We start from the raw sequence: 23,989 nt of genomic DNA, 5'->3' as shown, positions 1-23,989 counted from the left end.
TCAGGCCTTCACCAGCCAATCGCGATCCTGCAGGAAATACTCGGTCAGGCGCGCTTCTTCGCTGCCCGGCTCGGCTTTCCAGTCGTAGCCCCAGCGTACCTGCGGCGGCAACGACATCAGGATCGACTCGGTGCGTCCGCCCGATTGCAGCCCGAACAGAGTGCCGCGGTCGTAGACCAGGTTGAATTCCACGTAGCGCCCACGGCGGAACTCCTGGAACTCCCGTTGTTTGGCGGTGAACGGCTCGTGTTTGCGCCGGCGCACGATGGGCAGGTAGGCCTCGATGTAGGCATCGCCGATCGCACGGATGAAGGCGAAGCAGGTGTCGAACCCCCACTCGTTCAGGTCATCGAAAAACAGGCCGCCGATACCCCGGGGTTCGTTTCGATGCTTGAGGTGGAAATAGCTGTCGCACCAGGCCTTGTAGCGCGGATACACCTCCGGGCCGAACGGTGCACAGGCCTGCTCGGCCACGCGGTGCCAATGCACGCAGTCTTCGGCGACGCCGTAGTAAGGCGTCAGGTCGAAGCCGCCACCGAACCACCAGACCGGTTCTTCGCCTTCCTTTTCCGCGATGAAAAAGCGCACGTTGGCGTGGGAGGTCGGAACGTGGGGGTTGTGCGGATGGATCACCAGCGACACGCCCAGGGCTTCGAAGCCACGCCCGGCCAATTCCGGCCGATGAGCACTGGCCGACGGTGGGAGACCGCTGCCGAAGACGTGGGAAAAGTTGACGCCGCCCTTTTCAATGACCGTACCGTTTTCCAGCACCCGGGTGCGACCGCCACCGCCGGCCGGCCGGGTCCAGGCGTCTTCGACGAAGCGAGTGCCGCCGTCCTCGGCTTCCAGAGCAGCGCAGATGCGGTCTTGCAGGTCGAGCAGATAGGCTTTCACGGCCTCGGTGCGAGTGGTCATGACACCCCCTTTGATCAGGACTGGGCTACGCGGCGTACAGCGGGCCGGTGGCCAATGGGCGCACAGGATACCACCGCACTTGCTCACGCCACAGTTGACGAAGGTCAAGCTTAGGAGTCCGATGTCAGGCTTGGTAAAAGTCCTGCGACAAGGAGAGAGTGAAGATGGCCAAACGTATCCAGTTCAGTTCCCACGGCGGCCCCGAAGTGCTTGAGTACGTGGATTATCAACCTGCCGAACCGGGCCCGCAGCAGGTGCGCGTGAGTAACCGGGCCATCGGCCTGAATTTCATCGACACCTATTACCGCAGTGGTCTTTATCCACCGCCGGCCCTGCCTTCGGGCCTGGGCGCCGAAGGGGCGGGCGTGGTCGAGGCGGTCGGCTCGGGCGTCACCCGGTTCAAGGTGGGCGATCGGGTGGCCTATGGCAGCGGTCCGCTGGGCGCCTATAGCGATGCGCATGTGTTGCCCGAGGCCAACCTGGTGCACCTGCCGGAATCGATCAGTTTCGAACAGGCTGCCGGCGTCATGCTCAAGGGCCTGACTGTGCAATATCTGCTGCGCCAGACCTATGAGCTCAAAGGGGGCGAAACCATACTGTTCCATGCTGCTGCCGGTGGCGTGGGTTCCCTGGCCTGCCAATGGGCCAAGGCCCTGGGCGTGAAGCTGATCGGTACGGTGAGCTCGGCGGAAAAAGCGGCCGTCGCCAAAGCCCATGGCGCCTGGGAAACCATCGATTACAGCAAGGAAAACGTCGCACAGCGGGTGCTGGAGTTGACGGACGGTAAGAAAGTGCCGGTGGTGTACGACGGGGTCGGCAAGGACACTTGGTTGACCTCGCTCGATTGCGTTGCGCCTCGTGGCCTGCTGGTGAGCTTCGGCAATGCCTCGGGTGCGGTGGACGGCGTGAACCTGGGGATTCTGTCAGCGAAGGGTTCGTTGTACGTAACCCGCCCGACCCTGGCGACCTACGCCAACAATGCCGAAAACCTGCAACGCATGGCCGACGAACTGTTCGGGATGATCAGCAGCGGTAAGCTCACGGTGGATATCAATCAGCGCTATCCGTTGGCGGAAGCGGCCAAGGCCCAGGCCGAATTGTCGGCGCGGCGCACGACGGGGTCGACCATTCTGTTGCCTTGAGGCTCGCTCCCACATTGGACAGTGCTGTGCATAAGTTCTGTGTTCAACACGAACCCTTGTGGGAGCGGGCTTGCTCGCGAAAGCGGTGGGTCAGCAACGTGAATATAGGCTGATCCGACGCCTTCGCGAGCAAGCCCGCTCCCACAGGGAGTCTTTGTTGAAGTCAGAGATTGTGACCGGGCTCAGTCCGGCCGGACCACTTTTCCGGTGGCCAGGTCGCGAATCACGCTGGGATTCTTGCGCCCGCCCAGGTTGCCGCCGAGTACCAGGTCGATCTGCCCGCGGAAGTACTGCTCGACGCGAATCCGCGTGCGTGCCGCCGGGCGGCCCTGGGGGTTGGCCGAGGTGGACACCAGCGGCCCGACCAGCGAGCACAAGTCACGCACGGTGGGGTGATCGCTGACCCGCAGCGCCACCGTGTCGTGCACCCCGGTGATCCATTCCGGCAGCAGATTCTGGTGCGGCACCAGCCAGGTATTGGGCCCCGGCCAGGTGCTGGCCATGCGGTCCATCCAGGTGTCGGGGAAGTCTTCGAACAGGAAGTCGAACTGGTGAATGTTGTCCGCCACCAGGATCAACCCCTTGTCGGGCAACCGCGATTTGATCGCCAACAGGCGCTCCACCGCCTCCTCGTTCCACGGATCGCAACCCAGGCCCCAGACCGCTTCGGTTGGGTAGGCAATCACCGCCCCGGCGCGAATTTCTCGCGCGGCTTGTTGCACACGCCAACTGTTGACCATGAAAGATTCTCCGCAACACAAGATAAGGCTGTGCGCAGTTTACCGATCTTCCCCATAAAACCTAGCGCGTGCGCGCAAACCAGCGGCCATTGTCAGACGTGGCGCGCCCCTCCATTTCCAGTTCGGTCAGCGCCGCCAGCACTTTGGGCAACCCCCAGCCACTGGCATCGGCCAAGGCTTCACTGGTCAGCGGCGCGGCATGGAGCAGGCGCAGCAGCGGGTGTGTCACCGGCACAGGCTCGTCAGTCAACGATAACCGGTGCCAACCGCGCAAGGCTTCGAGGATGTGCTCGACGGTTTCCACCAGTGCCGCACCGTCGCGGATCAATTGATGGCAACCCCGGGCACCGGGATGGTGGATCGATCCCGGAATGGCATACACCTCGCGCCCCTGTTCCGCCGCCAGCCGTGCCGTGATCAGCGAGCCGCTGGCGACGCTGGCTTCGACCACCAGGACGCCAAGGGACAAGCCGCTGATGATCCGGTTGCGGCGCGGAAAGTTGCTGGCGTGGGGCGGCGCGTCCAACGCAAACTCCGAGAGCACCGCGCTGCCTTGGGTAATCATGGCGTCCGCCAGGCGACGATTGCGCTGTGGATAAAAGTTTTCCAGGCCGGTGCCCAGAACCCCGATGGTTTGCCCGCCGACATCCAGTGCCGCCTGATGAGCAGCCGCGTCGATGCCCAGGGCCAAGCCGCTGGTGATGACAAAACCGGCGCTGGCCAGGCTACGGGAAAACGCCGCGGCCGTGTCCATTCCCGGACGCGAGGCCCGGCGACTGCCCACCATCGCCAACTGCGGTTTTTCCAGAATGGTGGGATCGCCAGCGGCGAATAATAGCGGTGGCGGGTCGCTGATCTGCGCCAGCAGCGCCGGGTAGTCCGGCTGGTCCCACATCAGCAAATGCTGGCCCGAACCCTCCAGCCAGGCCAATGCGTGGGCGGCGCCGTCGCGCACATCCGGGTTGCGTCGGGCTTCGGCGCTCGCCGCGGGCAACCCCAGCGCCCGCCATGCGCTGGCCGGTGCGCTGATGGCTTTGGAGGCCGAGCCGAAGGCTTCCATCAGGGTCATGAAGCGTTTGGGTCCCAGCTCCGGCAAGCGGTGCAGGCGCAAGCGGGCCTCCAGTTCCGCCGGGGAAACCGAAGGGCATTCAGGCAATGTCATGTGATCAATCCTTGATCGTCATACGTCCCGTTCGAACGGGAACAAGCTGTGGATAACTCTGTTGGTAAGTTGTGAGACCCGTTATGGATTGCGCACCTTGTCGAGCACCGCCAATGAACGCGAGGCGTACAGCACCAAGCCGTAGCTGAGCTTGTCGTAGGTGCGGAACACCATCAGCAGGCCGGCGCGTTCGTCGGGGATCTTCACCGGTTCGCCGGTGACGCGGTCGCGCACGGTTTCACCGGTCTTCATCACCGCCAGGACATTGCCCTCGGCCAGCCCGTCGCGGCGGCCCTTGTTCAGTGTGACCACATCCAGCGCGCCGATCTGGGTCACGCCCCGTGGCACATCGAGGATCAGCCCGTTGATGTCCGTTTTCGGCGCACTGGGCATGAACGTCGAATTGATCGAGCGTTCTTCGCCACTGAACAGCCGGTCGCCGAGACGTACTTCCTGGGTAGTGCGTTGCAGGGTAAGGGTGGTGACATCGCCCTCTGCGGTCACGACCTCGGCGCTGCCGATGTCGTCGGCGTTGATGCCCAGTAATTCCTTGGTCTGCGGATCGGTGTAGACCTTGCCTTGGCGGAAGATGCCGTAGCTCGACTGGTCTGTGGCGAATGCGCCGCGGGCGAAGATCTGGTCCCCGGCGCCGCTGAGCACCCGTTCGGCATTGCCGGCGACGACGTAGGGCGCCTTGTTGAAATCCTCGGCCGTGTCGACGATGCGGTTGCTCAGCAGGAAGCTGTTGATGGCTTGCAGCGGGATACTCGGAATGGCATCGGCCACCGGTGAGCTGCGGATACGCGGCGACAGCTTGATGGTACCCCGCGAGGCGCCGCGGTTGAGGGTCAGCCGTGGTTGGCCATTGACGTAGACCAGTGACAGGGTATCGCCGGGATAAATCAGGTTCGGGTTCTCGATCTGCGGGTTGGCCTGCCAGAGTTCGGGCCATTTCCACGGCTCGCGCAGGTATTTGCCGGAAATGTCCCACAGTGTGTCGCCAGCGACCACGGTGTATTGCTGTGGGAAACCTTCCCGAAGTTGCACTTGCCCGTGCGCGATCCCGGCCGAGGCCAGGAGCAGCAGGGCGAGTAGTGATTTCCTCATGCGGTGAATCCCTTTATCATGTGCGTTCGCGTAAAACGCCAGAGCCCCCATGGCTCGCTCCGCAAGGCGCTATGCTTTAAGAAGCAGCGTTCAGAGCAACGTTTTACAACGGTAGCCTGCATCCCGAGACACGCCAGGCCAGCCACCCGACTTTACCTCACACGTGCATTTATCAAGCTTATGGCCATTTTGAACATTCTCGAATTTCCGGACCCGCGCCTGCGCACGATTGCCAAACCGGTGGCCGTAGTGGACGACGAAGTGCGTCAGTTGGTCGATGACATGTTTGAAACAATGTATGAAGCGCCAGGCATCGGCCTCGCCGCGACCCAGGTCAACGTGCACAAGCGTATCGTCGTCATGGACCTCTCCGAAGACCGCAGCGAGCCACGGGTGTTCATCAACCCCGAGTTCGAAACCCTCACCGACGAGATGGAGCAATACCAGGAAGGCTGCCTCTCGGTACCGGGTTTCTACGAGAACGTCGACCGTCCGCAGAAGGTCAAGATCAAGGCTTTGGACCGTGACGGCCAGCCTTACGAACTGATCGCCGAAGGATTGCTGGCGGTGTGCATCCAGCATGAGTGTGACCACCTCAACGGCAAGTTGTTCGTGGATTACCTATCGACCCTCAAGCGCGACCGGATCAAGAAGAAACTGGAAAAGATTCACCGCCAGAATGCTTGATGCCCCCTTTCAAAGGCTTGCCGCGGCAAGCCTTTTTTCTTTATGCGACTGCTGTTAATTGAGAGCTTCCATGACTGAGCCACTGCGCATCGTCTTTGCCGGCACTCCCGAGTTTGCCGCCGAACACCTCAAGGCCCTGCTGGCCAGCCCCCATGAAATCATCGCGGTCTACACCCAGCCGGACCGGCCGGCCGGCCGTGGGCAAAAACTGATGCCCAGCCCGGTCAAGCAACTGGCCCTGGAAAACGGTTTGCAGGTGTTGCAGCCGCCGACCCTGCGCGATGGGCAAGCCCAGGCCGAACTGGCCGCGCTGAAACCGGACCTGATGGTGGTGGTCGCCTATGGCCTGATCCTGCCTCAAGTGGTGTTGGACATCCCACGCCTGGGTTGCATCAACAGTCACGCCTCGCTGCTGCCGCGCTGGCGTGGTGCGGCGCCGATCCAGCGCGCTGTGGAAGCGGGCGATGCCGAGAGCGGCGTGACCGTGATGCGCATGGAGGCGGGCCTGGACACCGGGCCGATGCTGCTCAAGGTCACCACTCCTATCAGCGCCGAAGACACCGGCGGCAGCCTGCACGACCGCCTCGCGCTGATCGGCCCGCCGGCCGTGGTCGAGGCCATTGCCGGTCTGGCTGCCGGTACCCTGGAAGGCCAAGTGCAGGATGACAGCCTCGCCACCTACGCGCACAAATTGAACAAGGATGAGGCCCGCATCGACTGGCGTCGTCCGGCGGTCGAACTGGAGCGGCTGGTACGCGCCTTCAACCCGTGGCCGATCTGCCACAGCACCTTGAACGGCGAAGCGGTCAAGGTACTGGCCGCCAGGTGCGCCGATGGTAAGGGGGCTGCGGGGCAGATTCTCGAAGCCAGCAAGGACGGTCTTGTCGTGGCCTGTGGCGAACAGGCGCTGTGCCTGACCCGTCTGCAACTGCCCGGCGGCAAGGCGCTGAACTTCAGCGACTTGTTCAACAGCCGGCGTGAGAAATTTGCCGTCGGCAGCATCCTCGGCCAAGCGGTGGAGGCTTCATGAACCCGCGTCTGGCCGCCGCCAAGGCGCTTGCCGCCGTGCTCAGCGGCAAAGCATCGCTCAACAGCTCCTTGCCGACCCAGTTGGACAAGGTCGAAGACCGTGATCGCGGTTTCACCCAGGACCTGGCGTTCGGCACCGCTCGCTGGCAACCACGGCTCTCAGCCCTGGCGGCCAAGCTGTTGCAAAAACCGTTCAAGGCCGCCGACGCCGACGTCGAAGCGTTGCTGCTGGTGGGGCTTTATCAACTGCTCTACACCCGCGTGCCTGCCCACGCCGCCATCGGCGAAACCGTGGGCTGCGCCGACAAACTGAAAAAACCCTGGGCCAAGGCCTTGCTCAACGCCGTGTTGCGCCGCGCCCAACGGGAAAGCGAAAGTCTGCTGGCGGAGCTGGAACACGACCCGGTGGTGCGCACCGCTCACCCGCGCTGGTTGCAGAAGGCCTTGAAGGCGTTCTGGCCCGAGCAATGGGAAGCCATCTGCGCGGCCAACAATGCCCATCCGCCGATGATCCTGCGGGTCAACCGTCGCCACCATAGCCGCGATGCCTATCTGGCCTTGCTAGGCGAGGCCGGCATCCCGGCCCGGCCATGCGTGTACAGCCGCGATGGCATCCTGCTGGAAACCCCGGGCGATGTACGTGCCCTGCCGGGCTTCGTCGACGGCTGGATCAGCGTCCAGGACGAAGCCGCGCAACTGGCCGCCGACCTGCTGGAGCTGGCGCCTGGGCAACGGGTGCTGGACGCCTGCTGCGCACCGGGGGGCAAGACCTGCCACATCCTCGAAGCCGAGCCCAAGCTGGCCGGCGTGGTGGCGGTGGACCTGGAAGCCAAGCGCCTGGTGCGGGTGAAGGAAAACCTCGAGCGCCTGGGCCTGGACGCCGAGCTGATCGCCGCCGACGGTCGCGACACCGCGGCCTGGTGGGACGGCAAGCCGTTCCAGCGCATCCTGCTGGACGCCCCATGCTCAGCCACCGGCGTGATCCGCCGTCACCCGGACATCAAGCTCACCCGCCAGCCGGACGACATCGCCGCATTGGCCCTGCTGCAGGGCGAGCTGCTCGACGCCCTGTGGCAGACTCTCGACGTGGGCGGCATCCTACTCTATGCCACCTGCTCGACCTTGCCGACCGAGAACACCGAAGTGATCGAAGCCTTCCTCGCCCGCACCCCCGGTGCCCGGGAACTGGACATCGCCACCCAGGCCGGCCTGAAGCAGCCCCACGGTCGCCAACTGCTGGCCCAGGAGGGTGGTCACGACGGGTTCTACTACGCCAAGCTGATCAAGATCGCCGCCGCACGCGGTTAAGACCGATTCGATAGGAGTGAACGGATGAAAATCATCATCCTCGGTGCAGGGCAGGTCGGTGGTTCGCTAGCGGAACATCTGGCCAGCGAGGCCAACGACATCACCGTGGTCGACACCGATGGCGAACGCCTGCGCGACCTCGGTGATCGTCTCGACATCCGTACCGTGCAAGGACGCGGTTCCCTGCCGACCGTGCTGCGTCAGGCCGGCGCGGACGATGCCGATATGCTGGTGGCCGTCACCAACAGCGACGAGACCAACATGGTCGCCTGCCAGGTCGCCCACACCCTGTTCCACACTCCGACCAAGATCGCTCGGGTGCGGGAGGCGGCCTACCTGACCCGCGCCGATCTGTTCGACAACGAAGCGATCCCGGTGGATGTATTGATCAGCCCCGAGCAGGTGGTGACCAACTACATCAAGCGCCTGATCGAGCACCCGGGCGCCTTGCAGGTAATCGACTTTGCCGAGAGCAAGGCGCAACTGGTGGCGATCAAGGCCTACTACGGCGGGCCGTTGGTGGGGCAGCAACTGCGTCAGCTACGCGAGCACATGCCGAATGTGGAAATGCGCGTCGCGGCCATCTTCCGCCGCGACCGGCCGATCCTGCCCCAGGGCGATACGGTGATCGAGGCCGACGACGAGGTGTTCTTCATCGCCGCCAAGGCGAATATTCGTGCGGTGATGAGCGAAATGCGCCGCCTCGACGAGAACTACAAGCGCATCGTCATCGCCGGCGGCGGGCAGATCGGCGAGCGCCTGGCCGAAGCCATCGAAAGCCGCTACCAGGTCAAGATCATCGAGATGAACCCGGCCCGTTGCCGCTACCTCTCCGACACCCTCGACAGCACCGTGGTGTTGCAAGGCAGTGCCTCGGACCGCGACCTGCTGCTGGAAGAGAACATCGCCGACGCTGACATCTTCCTGGCCCTGACCAACGACGACGAAGCCAACATCATGTCGTCACTACTGGCCAAGCGCCTGGGGGCGAGGAAAGTGATGACCATCATCAACAACCCGGCCTACGTCGACTTGATCCAGGGCGGCGACATCGACATCGCCATCAGCCCGCAACTGGCAACCATCGGCACCTTGCTCGCGCATGTGCGTCGCGGTGACATCGTCAGCGTGCACTCCCTGCGCCGTGGCGCGGCCGAAGCCATCGAGGCCATTGCCCATGGCGACGCCAAGTCCAGCAAAGTGATCGGCCGCGCTATCCGCGACATCGGCCTGCCTCCGGGTACCACCATCGGCGCGATCATCCGCGACGAAGAAGTCCTGATCGCCCATGACGACACCGTGATCCAGACCGGCGACCATGTGATCCTGTTCCTGGTGGACAAGAAGCACATTCGCGATGTCGAGAAGCTGTTCCATGTGGGGTTGAGCTTTTTCTGATCCAAGATATGCGGTGCTTGACCGCTTGCTTTCGCGAGCAAGCCCGCTCCCACAATGGATCTGCGTTGCTCACAATTGTCGGAACAACACCAGACCCCTGTGGGAGCGGGCTTGCTCGCGAAAGCGGTCAAACTCCCAACAGCTCAATCACTGGAACAGCCAAAAAGGACAGGCCCCATGCTCGAATCCCTGGAAAAAATGCTCGCCAAGGGTGTGGATAACCCACTGCTGCGCTTTGGCCTGGGCAAGGGCTATCTCGATCTCAACGAATTCCCCCGCGCCGCCGAACACCTGCAACGCTGCGTCGAGCTCGACCCCAAGTATTCGGCCGCCTGGAAACTGTTGGGCAAGGCTCATCAGGGCCGGGGTGACTTGTCGGCAGCGCGCCAAGCCTGGGAACAAGGCCTGGAAGCCGCCCGCGCCCATGGCGACAAACAGGCCGAAAAGGAGATGACGGTATTCCTCAAGAAACTGGACCGTCACCCCTGACACCCCCACAACACCTTCAAAGGCCAACCGCTCGTGGCGGGGGAGTTTGCCCCAACGGAGTGAGCTGGTAGCAGAGTCCGCTGTTGCCCCGGTTGGGCTCACTGGCGGCATTGGCATGAACAGCCATGCCGCCCAGTGAGAGGGCAAAAGCGCTCAGGTAGGTCTTGAGTTTTTTCATATTGACTCCTGTGTGCACGATGATTGCGGGCGTTAATGCGTGCCGTGAAGCTCAGTTCCCTTCGTTGTTGCAGCTGGCTGCATGCTTGAGGTACGTCAGGGCGCGCTGATCACCCATCGAATCGAGGTAGTTGATCTGCGCATTCACCAAGCCGCAGGTCTGGCCGCTGTCTTCGCTCAGCGAGACCACGTGCTTGATGTCCGGGTGGGTGCCGTAGGCGTAGGCTTCGCTGGCGGCTTTGTCCTGGGCCAAGGCGGGTAATGCGGCGGCGCTCAGGGCAGAGATCAGGCAAGCGGTAGCGATGGTTTTCAGTTTCATGGTCGTTTTCCTTCAATGAGTTCGATGGTTTCATCGAGGCGACTCATGTTGTCTCGATGGAGCTCATTAAAGGCCGGTGAGGTATCTCGGCTGTGTCGAAAAACACCTCGGTTGGATGCGTTACGTATCTGAGGTGGGTTGCGATACACAGCGATACAATCGCTGCTGTTCTGGCTGGGCTCTGGCTTGATCTCGGGCTGGGTCAGCGCTTGCTGGATGACGCACGGGAGCGGGTGTTCCCGAGGCGGTCCTGGAGGAGGTGGCCAAGCCGTTCTATCGGATGGAAAGCTCACGCAATCGCAGCACCGGTGGCGCTGGTCTGGGCCTGGCCATCGCCCGGCGGTTGACCGTCGCAATCGGTAGGCCACGCTGGTTGCACGTCCCGCTGGGCTGCATATGAAGTGCAGCCGCTACCGGCCACCGGCCAGATGCAAGGGCGTGCATTTGTAAGCCACTGTATCCAGCGCATTCACAGATTCAAAAGAACGCATAACCGCCGGTTGTCGAACACAGTCGGTATACATGCCCTTGCAAGAGTTCTCCCCATCGACTCGCCATCGGATCCCCCGAACTGCGAGCGCTGACCGCAGGAGAACTTGCCATGCATATCCCATCCTATCGCCCCCAGTGCTGGCAGCTGTTTCGGCCTGCTCGCAACCCTGGTGGCGGCGATGAGCATCACGGCAGTCGCTGTCCAACCCGACCTGGTCGAGGGCCTGCGCAGCGCCATTCGCGCCACCGCCTGACGACGCTCACAAGGACCGCCCCAACCGTTGGCCTTCCTGGGCCAGTAAATCCATCGCCCCCGCTCATGTGCCGCCCATGAGCACCACATACCCCTAAATGAAAAGGAATGATCATGTTCAATATCAAATCGCTCTTGGCCGCCACCCTCACCGCTGCATTGGCGCTGACCTCCCCTCCTGGTACCGCCGCCACGCCGCCCGACGCCACCAAGCCCACCGTCGTGCTGGTACATGGCGCCTTCGCCGAATCGTCCAGTTGGAATGGCGTTGCTGCCCGGCTGTTGAACCAGGGCTACCCTGTGGTGGCAGCAGCCAACCCACTGCGCGGCGTGAAGCAGGACGCCGATTATGTCGCCGACATCGTCGAGCACACCGCCGGCCCGGTGATCCTGGTGGGTCACTCTTACGGCGGTACCGTGATCACCAACGCCGTGCATGACAACCCACGGGTCAAGGCGCTGGTCTACGTCGCAGCCTTCGCCCCGGACAAAGGTGAAACCGCCATCGAACTGTCCGGTCGCTACCCTGGCAGCACCCTTGGGCCGACCCTGGCCGCTCCGGTGCCGTTGGACGACGGCAATAAGGACCTCTACATCCAGCAGGACAAATTCGGCCAACAGTTCGCCGCCGACGTTCCTGTGGCCGAGTCCGCACTGATGGCCGCTACACAACGGCCCATCAGCGAGGCAGCCTTGAAGGAAGCCTCCGGCGACCCGGCCTGGAAAAAACTGCCGTCCTGGTTCATCTACGGTTCGGCGGACAAGAACATCCCCGAAGCTGCCCTGAAGTTCATGGCCGACCGTGCGGGCTCGAAAAAGACCGTCACCGTCCCAGGCGCCTCCCATGTGGTGATGGCGTCCAATCCGGATAAGGTTGCGGCGCTGATCGTTGAAGCAGCGCAGGCCAGTTCCAAATGATGATCGTGTACTGACTAAAAAACCCGGCGCGGGACGCCGGGGGTTTTATTGCGAAGTGCTCCAAAAACGCCGCTCAATTAAAGATCAAACCCCATTCCCCCTGTGGGAGCGAGCCTGCTCGCGATGGGGCCCTGCCAGCCGACATCCCCGTCAACTGACAAACCGCAATCGCGAGCAGGCTCGCTCCCACAGGTTATGGCCCAATCAATCTACTGCTTAGAACCTCATCCTGAAAACAACCGGACAATGATCAGAGCCCTTCATCGGCACAGGAAACTCCGATAACGACCCGGCCACATAGTGCTTTCTCAATTCGCTGCTCATCAACGCATGATCAATCAACCATTTAGAGCCTCCGCCCCGGCATTCGGGCAGGGCCTCATAACCTTCGGTTGGGCGAAACAACTTGGCAGCGGTCGGCTCGCCATCTGAAAGTCCGGCAAAAAGACTCACGTCAGGTGCTGTTTCGTGTTCAACCGCAGTATCAAATCGACGATTGAAATCGCCAATAAGCATTGCGGAAGCGCCGGACTGGATTGCCTTATCGAGCCAGGCTTCCAAGGCAGGTGCTTGCCTTCTAAGCACATCGCAGGTGACGACCCCGCTAGCCTTATCACTCTCGGTCGCATACCCACTGTTCAACGCATGGTCAGGACAGCCACTTTTGAGGTGTACGGATAAAAGCTTGAGGGTCATGCCTTTGATCGTGACGGGTAACTCCGCACCATGGCGAGCATGACTCTTGAAGGCCTCTCCAAGTGGACGAACATCGCCGAGCCTTCCAACCTCAAGCCTGCTGGATTTGCGGACAACAAACCCAGTGCGCTGTATCCAGGGGCTCTGCATGTTCACGTAGAAATCGTACTGATCCTTCGGCCAGATCTGCTGCAGCGCCTCAGAACTCTCGACTTCCTGCACGGCAATCACGTCGGCATTCAGCTTTGCCGCCACGGTCTTCAGATCCGCTATCTGCGCCGGTGATTTGCATTCCCAGCGGTAGGGGTGTGTTTCCTCAAGTCGCTCGCGATCAGCAGCCTTGATTTGGGTGCACTCCTCGAACTCACGCTGGCTGAGGGGAACCGACCGTTGCCATTCCAGGTTCCATGTTGCGAAGGTGAGGGTTTCAGCCAGGGCAGGGTGTGAGAGACAGCAAAGCGATAGGGCTAGATAGAGTGGTTTCATGGGGAGAGTTCCGAGCGCGGTGGCAGTGGGGGTCCAGAAGACGGCACTGCTTTTAGCCGCTCTTTGAGCGTAGCAGCCCAGTTTGTCGCTACAGAGTTCTATCCAATGAAATCTTACCCACCTACCATGCGGGCGATGTATTGGTCGGCATTGAGGCGCAGGTCAACGGCGGGTAGCGGCCCGCAACGCGACCTCTCGATGTTGACCATCAAGATCTGACTGGAGACGTACATGCCCATAATTATTCAGGTGGCCATTGCAGGTCTGGCGCCAACTGATGAATGACGCAAGCGCCTGACTCGTAGGTTTGAGCGAGTTGGCTGAAAGGAAACGCAAGTGGCAAAACGGCCGTTCGTGATTGCCTGTTTCGGCTGACGCAGAGCATGGCAGGCCCTCGCTTTTTCGCAGGCAAGTGACGAAATCTGTAATGTCCGACTTACTCGGCAAGGAAGGGCAATCAATTGGCGCGATTTTCAATCTACAGCGGACCGGTTTTGGTGGGCTATTCAGCCCTGGAGGATGGAGATCCTCCAATGGGCGTTGCTTTCGGTCAATTCGTCCCAGCCGATGGGTACCAGGCTATCCAGCAAGAATGCCGCGCAAATCACCTTGATCAATCGGCTTTAGCGCTTTGTGCTCAAACCGGAGCGGGCTTGGTTATTCCATGTGCTGGCATTGGCATTCTGGACTACTCGGAAGAGCTTCTGCCCGAATTGATCGAGATAAACATTCTCGGCATTCCTCGTCCTCTTTACGAAGAGTTGTTTCCTGAGAAGGTCGCGAGATATAAGCGCCAGTTTATTTCTTGAAAAAATCTGTCCCCTTTTCTACTGGCTTTTGCCTGGCGTTCTAGAGAGGTTGAGGCTTCGGCGGTTTGATAGGGAAGGGGGAAATCCGTCCCATTTTGTACTCAATCACTTGAAGTCATCACCCAAAAACCGCTTGGGATCGTTTGATGTAGTCGAGGAAGTTGATCCAAGGGGTTTGCACACTTTCCATGTTGCAAACAGCAGGAATTTTCCAATTGCGCTTTTGCTTGTTCGCAGAAGGCTGAAACGCCTCATCCGTGACTAACTCGCAGCCATCGAGCTTCGCGGTAGCAATGATGTATAGATCGTTTTCATCGACCCCAGCACCGTATTTGTCTTCTTCGATCTCGAGCAATCCTTTGATACGAAAGGCTTCCAACAGGATCGCCTCGGTCACAGGCATCTTTTGCAGACCTGAATCCTTCAGCCAAGTCACGCACTCCGGTGCTTTGTGTCCAACCTCTTCGGCGGCAACCTCGGACATCCGAATCACCCCTTGCATCACTCGGTCCGCCATCCATACCCAAAGACCCGGAAACTGCGCGATAGGGTAGTTATCCCACGCGTAAAGCATGGATGAGGCATCAAACACCTGCATAGAAGCGTTCCAGCTTGTGCAGGTCCGAGATCTTAAGGTTGTCGAGATAGCTGCTTGCCTTGGCGAGAGTGATACGACGAGCGTTCATGGCATCCAGCACTGTGCGCACGTAACCATCGCCAAAAATATGCCGGGGTTCGCGATTGCGGTGCTCTCGGCTGCCACCCTCTTTTTCAGGCATCACTCGTTGCGTGTTCCACCGCCGGTATGCGGCATAGGCTTCGCTTGGCAAACGTCCGGCATCCATCAGACGCCGTAGGATCATCTCGCCGCTCACACCCCACGCCCTGCGTTGTGGTTCCAGCCAGCTATCAAATTCGGCCGCCTCAATAGGGCGCTCATTGTCATGAATGCTTAGCAGAAACCGATCGGGGACCAACAGATGGCCTGCAAAGGCATTCGCCTCTTGCTCTTCATCGTTCGCCGAATACAAATCCTCTTCATCGTCAATCGAGCTTGCACGATGGATAAGTAGGTGCCCCAACTCATGTATTAACGTGAAGCTTTGGCGGGTATCTGCATCTTGTTTCTTGATGACGATTACCGGGCATTCAGGATCGTAGAGCGAAAAACCGAGAATCGGGCTTTCTTTCGCAATCTGCCATTTACCGGTGTAGCCATTGCTGCGGAAGACCAACAGGCCGCGCGCTTCGATGGCCTTACGATAACTGTCGAAATTGTTACGGTTCGCCAACCCCAGCCATTCACGCACACGGCTGGCCGCGTCAGGAATGCTAAGGCCTGCCAGGTCGGGCGGCGAGAAGCGTACGACCTCCGTCGGATCAAGCTCCTCACGTAGTGCAAGGAACACTGCGCGTTGACGCTCCACTCTCTCAACCAGCAGCTTCAGGCGGTGCGAAAGTTCCGGTTTCTGATTGCTCAAGGTGCGGAACTGCGGCGAGTGCACCTTTGCCTCGTTGACTGGCCCTGGCTCCATGAAAAATAAGGTACCTCGCCCGAAAAAGGCCGCCAGCTTACGCAACTGGTTGAAGGTCAGTCCCGTCTCGCCGGCCATTACTTTTCCAAAAATGGCAGGTGCTATATCGATCTCACGGGCGAGCTCGTCCCGCGTAATACCGTGATCGGTACAACACCAGTCTATCCGCGCGAGATTGATTGATTGGATACGTTCCATGATTTGAGTATATAGACGGTGTGTACCTGTGAACATCAGCCACCAAAGCTAGCTGCCGAAAGCTTGATGCGGTCGGGCCTATGACTTTCCCGAGGGAGCTAGCATGCCGGAGTGTCATCGATACCGGCTCGACCAGTGTTATGGAAACGATAGAGCCCGAGGGCAAGGCTGAAAAGCCGGCGGATTCTGGTGTGGTTGTAGGCAAAGGCGCAAGGATATGTGGCTTGGAGGTGCGGTGGTCAGATCCTGGATTGGCTCATAGAAGGTGGAGAAGCAGGAGCAAGCACGCGAATACTATTAAAAGGCCGTCTCTGCTTTCTAGCTCAGCTGCCATTTCCCGCCAGGCAGGCAAGCTTACATGCCCTGTGACGGTGAGATTGAGGCAGCGCCCGATTCTCGGCGCAATGAGCCAAGAGTTGGCTCAGTTCCAAATCCAAGGGAAAGCCCTCTTCCAACCATCGGAGCGCCAGTCCTGCCCAGTACTTCGAATGTGAAGCCAGTGCTGTGACCACCAATGGTTGCAACGCTATCTCGGTGGGTAGCGTGTATTTTATCCCCAAGGTTTTTACTGCGTCAGGCAAATCGAGCGCCGCCACCTCGAAAGGCTTTTCAAGCAGTGGCAATAGCCAGACGTAGCTAAACTCGTCGCTCATCTTTTCTCTCGACTGCAATGTCTGTTCTTATCGGCAATGAAACAAATCATACGGCCTAGCTGTTCGGATGTCCGCCATGGGGCTGCGAGTGGTTCCCCTGCCGATGGATCACTGACTCTTTCAATTTCACCTTCAAGGACCGAACCCGTGCCTGCACCCCCCACAAAACTCCTATACCTCCCCGGCGCCTCAGGCAACACCCGATTCTGGCATCCGGTTGCCGAACGCCTGACCCACCCAGCGCAGCAGGTTCATATCGGCTGGCCCGGCTTTGGAAACACGCCTCCCGCACCTGGCATAACCGGTATGGAAGATCTGGCGACTCGCGTCCTGGCCGAGATCGACCGACCCACAGCGCTGGTTGCGCAATCCATGGGCGGTATCGTCGCTGTGCTTGCAGCGCTTGAACGCCCCGAGCTGGTCACTCACCTGATACTGACCGTCACCTCTGGCGGGGTGGATATGTCTGATCTGGACGCGCACGATTGGCGCCCGGCCTTTGCTGCCGCCAACCCGACGCTGCCGAGGTGGTTTCTCGACGATCGCACCGACCTCACGTTGCGATTGGCTGAGTTGCGTATGCCAGTGTTGCTCCTCTGGGGCGATGCGGATCCGATCAGCCCCGTTTGCGTCGGCCAGCGCCTTGCTCAGCTTTTGCCCCATGCGGAGTTACATGTTTTCCCTGATGCTGATCACAGTTTGGGTTTTACGCATGCGGATGAGGTGGCGAGGTTGGTCGAGAGGCATCTGGTCTGTGGGTGAGCGGGATACTTGTTGCTATTGCCATGAAAAAGCAAAGGGGACAGATGCACTCTAAAAATAAATCCGTCCCCTTATCCGCTTTACTCTAAGAGCGATGTGCGTGAAGACCTTGTTCCATGTCTTGATTCCTAAATGAAATTGCTCACTATTTTCGGTCTTGCTGAGTTGGGTAAGCGATTAGCCGTACGGGGCATTTAGTGCATCCGTTATCGATTCCTTGAAGATGGAGGCAACCCATAAATCATTTTTTACTTGTGTTATAGCTGCATCCAATAGCTCGCCCAGAGCAAGTCGCGCCCTCGCAAGTTTTTTTGATACAGCAGTTAGATCTTCTACCCATTCGGGAAATATAATTTCGTGAGATACAAACATACTGGCGGCGGTATCTGATCGCATTATTCGTCCAAGACAGTAAATGTAGTCAATGGCGATGCCTTTACGAAACCTCTCATCCATATCTTCTGCATGAATTACAACCTGTAAAGCGATAGTTGCCAGAGATAGGGCAACTTGAAGCGCTTCTGCGGAGCGATCGTTGCGTTGGGTTTCAATCATAGTAATGAGTTCGTGGATTTTCGAATTAAGCTTAGCGCGTACAAAATTACTTGCGTTCTGCTTGCGAGCAACGGTTCTTCCGAGACTATCTAGGACGGATTGTCGCGCTTCGGATGGAACGAACCATCTACCATTCTGATGAAGGCCGGGGAGCTGTTCAAGAAAGCGATCAAGGAGTTTGTTGTCCAAATAGTCCGCAATCTTGTCTCGACCATTAGCTCTGAGCAGTTGGGAAACGAAGACCACGATAGCTTCACGATGACTAACAACCTTGAAAAGCTCTTTCGCTAGACGCTCCTCATCCTTGCTCTCCGGCCAAATACCCAAGAACGCTTTAAGGCGTGCGTCAATTTCGGGCTCGTACTTTGAGTTTCGAATAATGATGTTAAAGATATCAGACAAGAAGTCCTTGGCCGGCTTCCAATCGGGTTCAGACTCCAAATGATTAAATCGAGAGTGCCTACCTAGGGGGGCATCACTAATTTTTTCCTTTCTCCAAATCAGCTCTGCCTGGAGATTTTTATTGCTAGAGTTACCATTCAGTAGATTTAGAATGTACGCATGAACTTGTCGTGACATAATTTTATTAAGCTCGCAGATGGCGAACGGCCAATAGCCAGCTGCTTTACTCAGGCTGTTTGATAGCATGTAAGTTGTTGGATTGCCTTTTTGATCAATGGTACATAAATATCGGTCATGGAATGCTTGCTCCGAACCGTTTCCTCGCTTTATATGCACCACAGAAATGCTGCCGGTCAACTGAGGCGCCCATTCATTCAGCGTGGATTTAAGGCTTTCTAGATAAGTTTTTTTGTTGGTTGTGCTTGCTTTTGCCGCGTCGGGATTTATATCACCTGGTGAAACCAAAATTAGCAATTCAGCGGTCTCGTTTCCTTGGCGAGCTATGACTCGTTTGACCGCTTCGCTTCCTAAATAAGGATCGATAAGATATGCGGTAGTTACTCCCGGTTGCTCGATTTTTTTCTTGATCCAGCGAATCACTTCTACCTGGCTTTCGACTCCTTTCTCAAACCAAACATTTTCCGCCCCGGTCAGATCTGGTCCTATTAATGCGGCAATGCTAGCTTTCTGTTTTCGAAGCAAGTCCAGACCGCCAGAGCGATTATCGATAGACGGTCCTGCGAACGCCATTGTATGAACTCGAACTCGGCTTTCAAGGTCGCGGCTATTGGAGTTTCCTGGAAATAATGGAGGGAGCTTATCAGTTGCACCCAATATTGAAAGACCGAAATCAGTACCTTGAATAAACTGGACGCTTAACTGGTCTGCTAATTCGCCAATGCTATCGAATACTGAGAGTGAGACATCGGTTATATGGATAGGGGCCGAGAACGTCATTTCTGACATTCCAGCTTTGATCTCGATGAGTGTCGAGCGAATCACTTCATCGTAATTCTTCAGGGTGACCTGCAATTTAAATGTGAGGTCGAGCGGTGCTGCGAACCGACGCACATTTACCTGAAGCATCGGTTCGTTGGTTCGAAAATCTGGTTTTTTCGGAACAATTTCGAATAGCGGGCCGTCAATGCCTCCCGCCCCGGCTGTGCGGAAAAAATATTCGATGACTCCAATTGGTGTTCGTGCTTTCAGAGCGTCTTCCATACCCGACAATTCGTCAAGTTTTAGGCTAATGGCCAATAATGCCTTCTGTGCTGCTCCCGGCTTTAGTCTATTATTAAGTGCGTCGTTCAGATCAGTCAGAAGTGATTCGGCTACGATACCTTTTCGCAATAGAAGACCAGTTCCGGTGATCCTCGCTCTTTGGTTTATTTCTCCAACTATTGTTGGCCAAAATGGATGACCTATTATCATTCGTCCACCTGCAATCGGGCATTCTTCTGGAATTAAAAAATGTCCTTTAACGAACTGATTCTCAACCAAGTGCTCTTCGACGTCAGATAAGACTTTATCCCAAGTGACGAGCGTAAGCTCGCTTTCTGAGATTTTCGTACGAAAAGTCCCATCGGTTATCGTACCCTGTGGCAATTTAGGGTCAGGGTAGGTTCCTGGCCCGCGTACGGTTCTCAACATTACGCGGGCAAGCATTGGATCAAGTCCATCGGCTTCAACGCCGAAGACAGTTAGCGCAATTGGCATAGTGACATTTTCCATTGGAGACAAACTCATTTAGCTCCAACGCTACGCTTTACGCCACGAATTTAAAAGACGTTGTATGCGTAACTAAAGCCAACGTCTAGCGTACCGGCGATATAGCTACTGATCTCCGTAATCGAGTTACAGACCAAAACTGAAAATAAGGTCTCATGAGTCAAGAGCCGTTTTTGGCCGTTGTAGCCTATCGCTAGAGAGAACGGTGAAGGGGAAATATGAAAAAGTGTGGCAATACTCGCGGCTTCTTGAACGGAACAACCAAAACCCGACGCAAAACGTCGGGCTTTTTCATTGGGGAAGATACTATTGCCCCGGCTCCACATTATCCAACACCCGATTCGCCAACAACGAACTCAGCTCAATCATCTGCTGAATCCCCAGCGCCAAATGACGCCGCGAACCATCCAGGTCAAACGCCAGATCAGTCACCATGGCATCAGCCGAAGCCAGCGTTTCACTGAGGTTGGCGAGCATGCATTCGTTATCGAGGCCTTTCACAACGGTGAAAACCTGCCCCGGTTTCGGTTCGTCTTTGGATTGATCCGGCTTCGGCAGCAAGTAGTGATCGAGCACGCGTTTGGTGGTTTCTTCTTGCTTCTTGGCCTTGGCTTTTGCGGACTGTGTGGTGGGGTCTGTTTCTGGTGGGTTTGGAGTTACTTTGAACATTGGTGTGATCCTCTAATGGGGCCGCACCATTTCGCTACTAAACGGATGGAGGCGGCTGTGCGCAAGTTAGTAGACCGGTGATCACACCAAACCCGGCGCGCCCGAAGGCGCCATGCGCACAGCCACCATCGAGAATAGGCTAATGCCTGTCTGATGAGACTTGTACAGCCGTGATGTGAACCGGGCTACTAAACCCGACCACTGATGGGCAGTGGCAGGAACGACAATAGAACCCAGGGACAAGGCGCACAAGCGGGCGGATTCTGGCGCAGTTGTAGGCAAAGGCGCAAGGATTCGTGGGTTGGTGGAGGTGTGTAGGTGGGGGCTGTAGGAACCGGGTTTACCGGCGATGCGGGGGACTTAGTTTGGTCTGGAACCGTGTCGATTTCATCGCGAACAGGCTCGCTCCCACAGGGATTGGGGGTTGTTGCAGAGGCTGTGTTCACCAGCATTCTGTGTGGGAGCAGGCTTGTTGGCGAAGAGGGCGGCACGTTCAATATTGATGCAAGCTGAGCCGCCGCTTTCGCGAGCAAGCCCGCTCCCACAGAGAGATTGGGGGCTGGAGGTCTGTCGCCCCTCGCCCTGAACCCGGCCATCGCGTTGTGCCATGTAGATCGCATTCAGCTTTTTGGGGGCTGCTGCGCAGCCCAGCGGGGATAAATCCTCTCGCCACAATGAGGTTCCCTACAACAATGAATCCTCACCACAAGGGATCGGCATGGCTTGGCTGAGCGGTATGCCTCTGGAGGTGCTATTTGCGCTTGAGCATCTCCGGCAACTGCGCCACCAGCTTCTGGTTGTTCAACGGCGCGCGAATGAAGCCGCGCTGGGTACCGTCCGGCCCGATCACTGCGAGGTTGCCACTGTGATCAACCGTGTAGTTGGGCTTGCTGGTGTCCGCCGGGATGAACGGTATGCTCACTGCATTCGCCAGTTTTTGCAGGTCTTCGATGGATGAAGCAGTGAGGCCTTTGAACTGCGGATCGAAGTACCCCAGGTACTGCTTGAGCTGCTTGGGCGTGTCGCGGTTCGGGTCGACGCTCACCAGTACAATCTGCAACTTATCCACAGCCTCTTTTGGCAACTCGCTCTTGATCTGGCGCAGTTGGGCGAGGGTGGTGGGGCAGATGTCCGGGCAGAAGGTGTAGCCGAAGAACAGCAGGCTCCATTTATCCTTCAAACCATCCACTGCCACGGGCTGGCCGTCCTGGTCGGTCATTTTCACGTCCGGCAGGGTGCGGGCCTGGGGCAGCAGGATGATGCCGGCGTCGATCAGGGCCGTTTGGTCGCCCTGGCCTTTGCCGGTCAGCACCTTGTTGATGGTCAGGCCGAGGATCAGTGCGATCACGGCCACGAGGATGAAGACGGTTTTCTGGGTTCGGGTCATAGGCTCAACAATAAGTAGTGATCGACAAGCAGGGCGATGAACAGCAGGAACAAGTAGTAGATAGAGTACTTGAACGTGTTGATCGCCGCGTGCGGCCGACTGCCACGGTACAACACCACGGCCCATTGCAGGAACCGGGCGCCGAGTACCAGGGCGCAAACCAGGTAGAGCAGGCCGCTCATCTGGATCACGAACGGCATCAGGCTCACCGCCAGCAGCACCAGGGTGTAGAGCAGGATATGGATTTTGGTGTAGTGCTCGCCGTGGGTGACCGGCAGCATCGGGATGTCGGCCTTGGCGTATTCCTCTTTGCGGTGGATCGCCAGGGCCCAGAAGTGCGGCGGGGTCCAGGCGAAGATGATCAGCACCAGCAACAGCGGTTCGGCGCTGACGTGGCCGGTGGCGGCGACCCAACCCAGCAGCGGCGGTGCGGCGCCGGCGAGGCCGCCGATGACGATGTTTTGCGGTGTGGCCCGTTTGAGGAAGCCGGTGTAGACCACCGCGTAACCGAGCAACGAGGCCAGGGTCAGCCAGGCGGTCAGCGGGTTGGTGAAGGCCAGTAGCAACGCTTGCCCGGCCACGGCCAACGCCAGGGCGAAGGTCAGGGCGGCGACGGGGGAGACGCGGCCTTCGGCCAGGGGGCGTTTGTGGGTGCGGGCCATGACGGCGTCGATGCGTCGGTCCACCACGTGGTTGACCGCCGCTGCGCCGCCGGCACACAGGGCGATGCCCAGGTTGCCGAACACCAGCACCGTCCACGGCACCCCGGCGCGGGTGGCGAGGAACATGCCCACCAGTGAGGTGATGAGCATCAGCACCACCACTTTCGGTTTGGTCAGCTCCAGGTAATCGCGCCAGATCGCCCGGCTGTGGCGTGTACCGGTCAGGGTTGCCATGGCATCTCTCCTTTAATGGTGATGGGGCTGACGCTGTGTTTATGCGGGTTGAACCGCCAGCGCAGCGGGACCTGATGCTTGACCCGGACCAGGCTGGTGCGGGCGTGATAGTTGACCAGCACCAGGGTCAGCAGCAGCGCGGCGCCCCCGGCGTTGTGGGCGACGGCCACCGGCAGCGGCAGGTGGAACAGCACGTTGCTGATGCCCAGGGTGATTTGCGCGGCCAGAGCAATCAGCACCAGCCCTGCCAGGCGGGTCATGCCCACTCTTTTCAACTGCCAGGCCAGCCCGAGCAACACCAACGTCACCAGCAACGCGCCGATGCGGTGGGTCAGGTGAATGGCGGTGCGGGCGTCGCTGTCCAGTTGGCCGCCCAGGTAGTTCGGGCCGATGTGTTGGGTCAGGTGGAAGCCGTTGGCGAAATCCGCCGGTGGCAGCCATTGGCCGTGGCAGGTGGGGAAGTCGATGCAGGCCACCGCGGCGTAATTGGAGCTGACCCAGCCGCCCAGGGCGATCTGGCCGATCACCAGCAGCAGCCCGGCCGTGGCCCAGTGTTGCAAGCGCTTGGGCACGGTCAGCGCCGGCAGCACCCCGGACAGTCGCAAGGTGAGCAGGAACAGCAGGCTCAGCGTCGCGAAGCCGCCCAGCAAATGTCCGGTCACCACCTGCGGCCATAACTTCAGGGTTACGGTCCACATGCCGAATGCCGCTTGCGCGAAAACCACCGCCAGCAGGAACAACGGCAACTTCAATGGCTGGCCCGGGCGGTGGCGGTTCATCCAGGACCGTGCCGCCAACGCTACGATCATCAAGCCCAGGGTCCCGGCGAAGTAGCGATGGACCATCTCGTTCCAGCCCTTGTGGGCTTCCACCGGGGCGTCGGGAAAATGCAGCTCGGCATGGGCCAGTTGGGCTTCGCTCTTGGGCACGCTGATGAACCCGTAGCAGCCGGGCCAGTCCGGGCAACCGAGGCCGGCGTGAGTCAGGCGGGTGTAGGCGCCCAGCAATACGACGATCAGTGCCAGCAGCGTGGCGAACAGCGCGAGGCGAAATCCAGGTTTGGCCATGTCGATGCCC

25 protein-coding genes and 1 pseudogene are annotated in these 23,989 nt (G+C 58.9%); 11 read left to right on the top strand and 15 right to left on the bottom strand.

Features of this window, described 5'->3' with window-relative positions:
* The gene (gene hemF, locus FBX99_RS11725; RefSeq protein WP_144931049.1) at positions 1-915 is read right to left on the bottom strand and encodes an oxygen-dependent coproporphyrinogen oxidase; all 915 of its coding nucleotides are present in this window, start codon (positions 913-915) and stop codon (positions 1-3) included.
* Positions 916-1,079: 164 nt separating this feature from the next.
* Between hemF and FBX99_RS11720 the strand changes: the two genes are divergently transcribed.
* On the top strand, positions 1,080-2,057 hold the full coding sequence (locus FBX99_RS11720; RefSeq protein WP_145131669.1) for an NADPH:quinone reductase: 978 nt from the start codon (positions 1,080-1,082) through the stop codon (positions 2,055-2,057).
* A 182-nt stretch (positions 2,058-2,239) separates the two neighbouring features.
* On the opposite strand, the gene FBX99_RS11715 is transcribed toward FBX99_RS11720, so the two are convergent.
* The 3 genes from FBX99_RS11715 to FBX99_RS11705 all read right to left on the bottom strand — a co-directional run bounded on the left by FBX99_RS11715 (position 2,240) and on the right by FBX99_RS11705 (position 5,066).
* Positions 2,240-2,797 (bottom strand): L-threonylcarbamoyladenylate synthase, encoded by a 558-nt coding sequence (locus FBX99_RS11715; RefSeq protein ID WP_003196294.1) that lies wholly within the window; start codon positions 2,795-2,797, stop codon positions 2,240-2,242.
* Positions 2,798-2,858: 61 nt separating this feature from the next.
* The gene (gene dprA, locus FBX99_RS11710) at positions 2,859-3,959 is read right to left on the bottom strand and encodes a DNA-processing protein DprA (protein ID WP_145131667.1); all 1,101 of its coding nucleotides are present in this window, start codon (positions 3,957-3,959) and stop codon (positions 2,859-2,861) included.
* Positions 3,960-4,040: 81 nt separating this feature from the next.
* The gene (locus tag FBX99_RS11705; RefSeq protein WP_144931054.1) at positions 4,041-5,066 is read right to left on the bottom strand and encodes a LysM peptidoglycan-binding domain-containing protein; all 1,026 of its coding nucleotides are present in this window, start codon (positions 5,064-5,066) and stop codon (positions 4,041-4,043) included.
* A gap of 180 nt (positions 5,067-5,246) precedes the next feature.
* On the opposite strand from FBX99_RS11705, the gene def reads away from it, so the two are divergent.
* From def to FBX99_RS11680, 5 genes are all read left to right on the top strand, one after another.
* Positions 5,247-5,753, top strand: a complete 507-nt coding sequence (def, locus tag FBX99_RS11700) for a peptide deformylase (protein WP_144931056.1) — start codon at positions 5,247-5,249, stop codon at positions 5,751-5,753.
* A gap of 70 nt (positions 5,754-5,823) precedes the next feature.
* Positions 5,824-6,783: a methionyl-tRNA formyltransferase gene (fmt, locus tag FBX99_RS11695; RefSeq protein WP_145131665.1), complete on the top strand. Its 960-nt coding sequence runs from the start codon at positions 5,824-5,826 to the stop codon at positions 6,781-6,783.
* On the top strand, positions 6,780-8,090 hold the full coding sequence (gene rsmB, locus FBX99_RS11690; protein WP_144931060.1) for a 16S rRNA (cytosine(967)-C(5))-methyltransferase RsmB: 1,311 nt from the start codon (positions 6,780-6,782) through the stop codon (positions 8,088-8,090). The genes fmt and rsmB overlap by 4 nt, the downstream gene beginning before the upstream one ends.
* A 24-nt stretch (positions 8,091-8,114) precedes the next feature.
* Positions 8,115-9,488, top strand: coding sequence for a Trk system potassium transporter TrkA (gene trkA / locus FBX99_RS11685; RefSeq protein WP_144931062.1), 1,374 nt, complete (start codon positions 8,115-8,117; stop codon positions 9,486-9,488).
* Positions 9,489-9,665: 177 nt separating this feature from the next.
* Positions 9,666-9,977 carry a tetratricopeptide repeat protein gene (locus tag FBX99_RS11680; protein ID WP_144931064.1) on the top strand — a complete coding sequence of 104 codons (312 nt, stop codon included), beginning with the start codon at positions 9,666-9,668 and terminating at the stop codon, positions 9,975-9,977.
* Positions 9,978-9,993: 16 nt separating this feature from the next.
* Here the strand turns inward: FBX99_RS11680 and FBX99_RS28870 are convergent, their stop codons facing one another.
* A complete protein-coding gene (locus tag FBX99_RS28870) occupies positions 9,994-10,155 on the bottom strand; it encodes a hypothetical protein (RefSeq protein WP_178111916.1) in 162 nt (53 codons plus the stop codon).
* A gap of 51 nt (positions 10,156-10,206) precedes the next feature.
* Complete coding sequence (locus tag FBX99_RS11675) at positions 10,207-10,473, bottom strand: DUF2790 domain-containing protein (protein ID WP_144931066.1); 267 nt, start codon at positions 10,471-10,473, stop codon at positions 10,207-10,209.
* Positions 10,474-10,699: 226 nt separating this feature from the next.
* Here FBX99_RS11675 and FBX99_RS11670 point away from each other — a divergent pair.
* From FBX99_RS11670 to FBX99_RS11665, 3 genes and pseudogenes are all read left to right on the top strand, one after another.
* A pseudogene (locus FBX99_RS11670) lies at positions 10,700-10,873 on the top strand (ATP-binding protein); the annotation flags it as partial.
* Between the two features lie 196 nt (positions 10,874-11,069).
* The gene (locus FBX99_RS28865) at positions 11,070-11,219 is read left to right on the top strand and encodes a hypothetical protein (protein ID WP_178111918.1); all 150 of its coding nucleotides are present in this window, start codon (positions 11,070-11,072) and stop codon (positions 11,217-11,219) included.
* A gap of 107 nt (positions 11,220-11,326) precedes the next feature.
* Positions 11,327-12,136 carry an alpha/beta fold hydrolase gene (locus FBX99_RS11665; protein ID WP_145131663.1) on the top strand — a complete coding sequence of 270 codons (810 nt, stop codon included), beginning with the start codon at positions 11,327-11,329 and terminating at the stop codon, positions 12,134-12,136.
* A gap of 216 nt (positions 12,137-12,352) precedes the next feature.
* On the opposite strand, the gene FBX99_RS11655 is transcribed toward FBX99_RS11665, so the two are convergent.
* Positions 12,353-13,318, bottom strand: a complete 966-nt coding sequence (locus FBX99_RS11655) for an endonuclease/exonuclease/phosphatase family protein (RefSeq protein ID WP_145131661.1) — start codon at positions 13,316-13,318, stop codon at positions 12,353-12,355.
* Positions 13,319-13,851: 533 nt separating this feature from the next.
* Here FBX99_RS11655 and FBX99_RS11650 point away from each other — a divergent pair.
* Positions 13,852-14,127 carry a hypothetical protein gene (locus tag FBX99_RS11650; RefSeq protein WP_144931073.1) on the top strand — a complete coding sequence of 92 codons (276 nt, stop codon included), beginning with the start codon at positions 13,852-13,854 and terminating at the stop codon, positions 14,125-14,127.
* Positions 14,128-14,245: 118 nt separating this feature from the next.
* On the opposite strand, the gene FBX99_RS11645 is transcribed toward FBX99_RS11650, so the two are convergent.
* The 3 genes from FBX99_RS11645 to FBX99_RS11635 all read right to left on the bottom strand — a co-directional run bounded on the left by FBX99_RS11645 (position 14,246) and on the right by FBX99_RS11635 (position 16,513).
* Positions 14,246-14,725, bottom strand: coding sequence for a DUF4411 family protein (locus FBX99_RS11645; protein ID WP_145131659.1), 480 nt, complete (start codon positions 14,723-14,725; stop codon positions 14,246-14,248).
* On the bottom strand, positions 14,712-15,860 hold the full coding sequence (locus FBX99_RS11640) for an ImmA/IrrE family metallo-endopeptidase (RefSeq protein WP_145131657.1): 1,149 nt from the start codon (positions 15,858-15,860) through the stop codon (positions 14,712-14,714). The genes FBX99_RS11645 and FBX99_RS11640 overlap by 14 nt, the downstream gene beginning before the upstream one ends.
* A 323-nt stretch (positions 15,861-16,183) precedes the next feature.
* Positions 16,184-16,513 carry a hypothetical protein gene (locus FBX99_RS11635; protein WP_144931079.1) on the bottom strand — a complete coding sequence of 110 codons (330 nt, stop codon included), beginning with the start codon at positions 16,511-16,513 and terminating at the stop codon, positions 16,184-16,186.
* 147 nt (positions 16,514-16,660) lie between these two features.
* Between FBX99_RS11635 and FBX99_RS11630 the strand changes: the two genes are divergently transcribed.
* Complete coding sequence (locus FBX99_RS11630) at positions 16,661-17,275, top strand: alpha/beta fold hydrolase (RefSeq protein ID WP_145131655.1); 615 nt, start codon at positions 16,661-16,663, stop codon at positions 17,273-17,275.
* Between the two features lie 177 nt (positions 17,276-17,452).
* On the opposite strand, the gene FBX99_RS11625 is transcribed toward FBX99_RS11630, so the two are convergent.
* The 5 genes from FBX99_RS11625 to FBX99_RS11605 all read right to left on the bottom strand — a co-directional run bounded on the left by FBX99_RS11625 (position 17,453) and on the right by FBX99_RS11605 (position 23,979).
* Entirely contained in the window at positions 17,453-19,963 is a 2,511-nt protein-coding gene (locus tag FBX99_RS11625) for a VPA1262 family N-terminal domain-containing protein (protein ID WP_145131652.1), read from the bottom strand.
* Positions 19,964-20,266: 303 nt separating this feature from the next.
* Positions 20,267-20,629 (bottom strand): DUF6124 family protein, encoded by a 363-nt coding sequence (locus tag FBX99_RS11620; protein WP_145131650.1) that lies wholly within the window; start codon positions 20,627-20,629, stop codon positions 20,267-20,269.
* Between the two features lie 751 nt (positions 20,630-21,380).
* Complete coding sequence (locus tag FBX99_RS11615; RefSeq protein ID WP_144930894.1) at positions 21,381-22,016, bottom strand: SCO family protein; 636 nt, start codon at positions 22,014-22,016, stop codon at positions 21,381-21,383.
* Positions 22,013-22,912, bottom strand: a complete 900-nt coding sequence (cyoE, locus tag FBX99_RS11610) for a heme o synthase (protein ID WP_145131648.1) — start codon at positions 22,910-22,912, stop codon at positions 22,013-22,015. The genes FBX99_RS11615 and cyoE overlap by 4 nt, the downstream gene beginning before the upstream one ends.
* Positions 22,900-23,979: a heme A synthase gene (locus FBX99_RS11605; protein ID WP_145131646.1), complete on the bottom strand. Its 1,080-nt coding sequence runs from the start codon at positions 23,977-23,979 to the stop codon at positions 22,900-22,902. Before FBX99_RS11605 ends, cyoE begins: the two co-directional genes overlap by 13 nt.
* Positions 23,980-23,989: the final 10 nt, after the last annotated feature.

It is taken from the genome of Pseudomonas sp. SJZ074, from assembly GCF_007828215.1.
Lineage (GTDB): Bacteria > Pseudomonadota > Gammaproteobacteria > Pseudomonadales > Pseudomonadaceae > Aquipseudomonas.
Note: the sequence above shows the minus strand (reverse complement) of the source record. Positions and strands in the feature narration are given on the sequence as shown.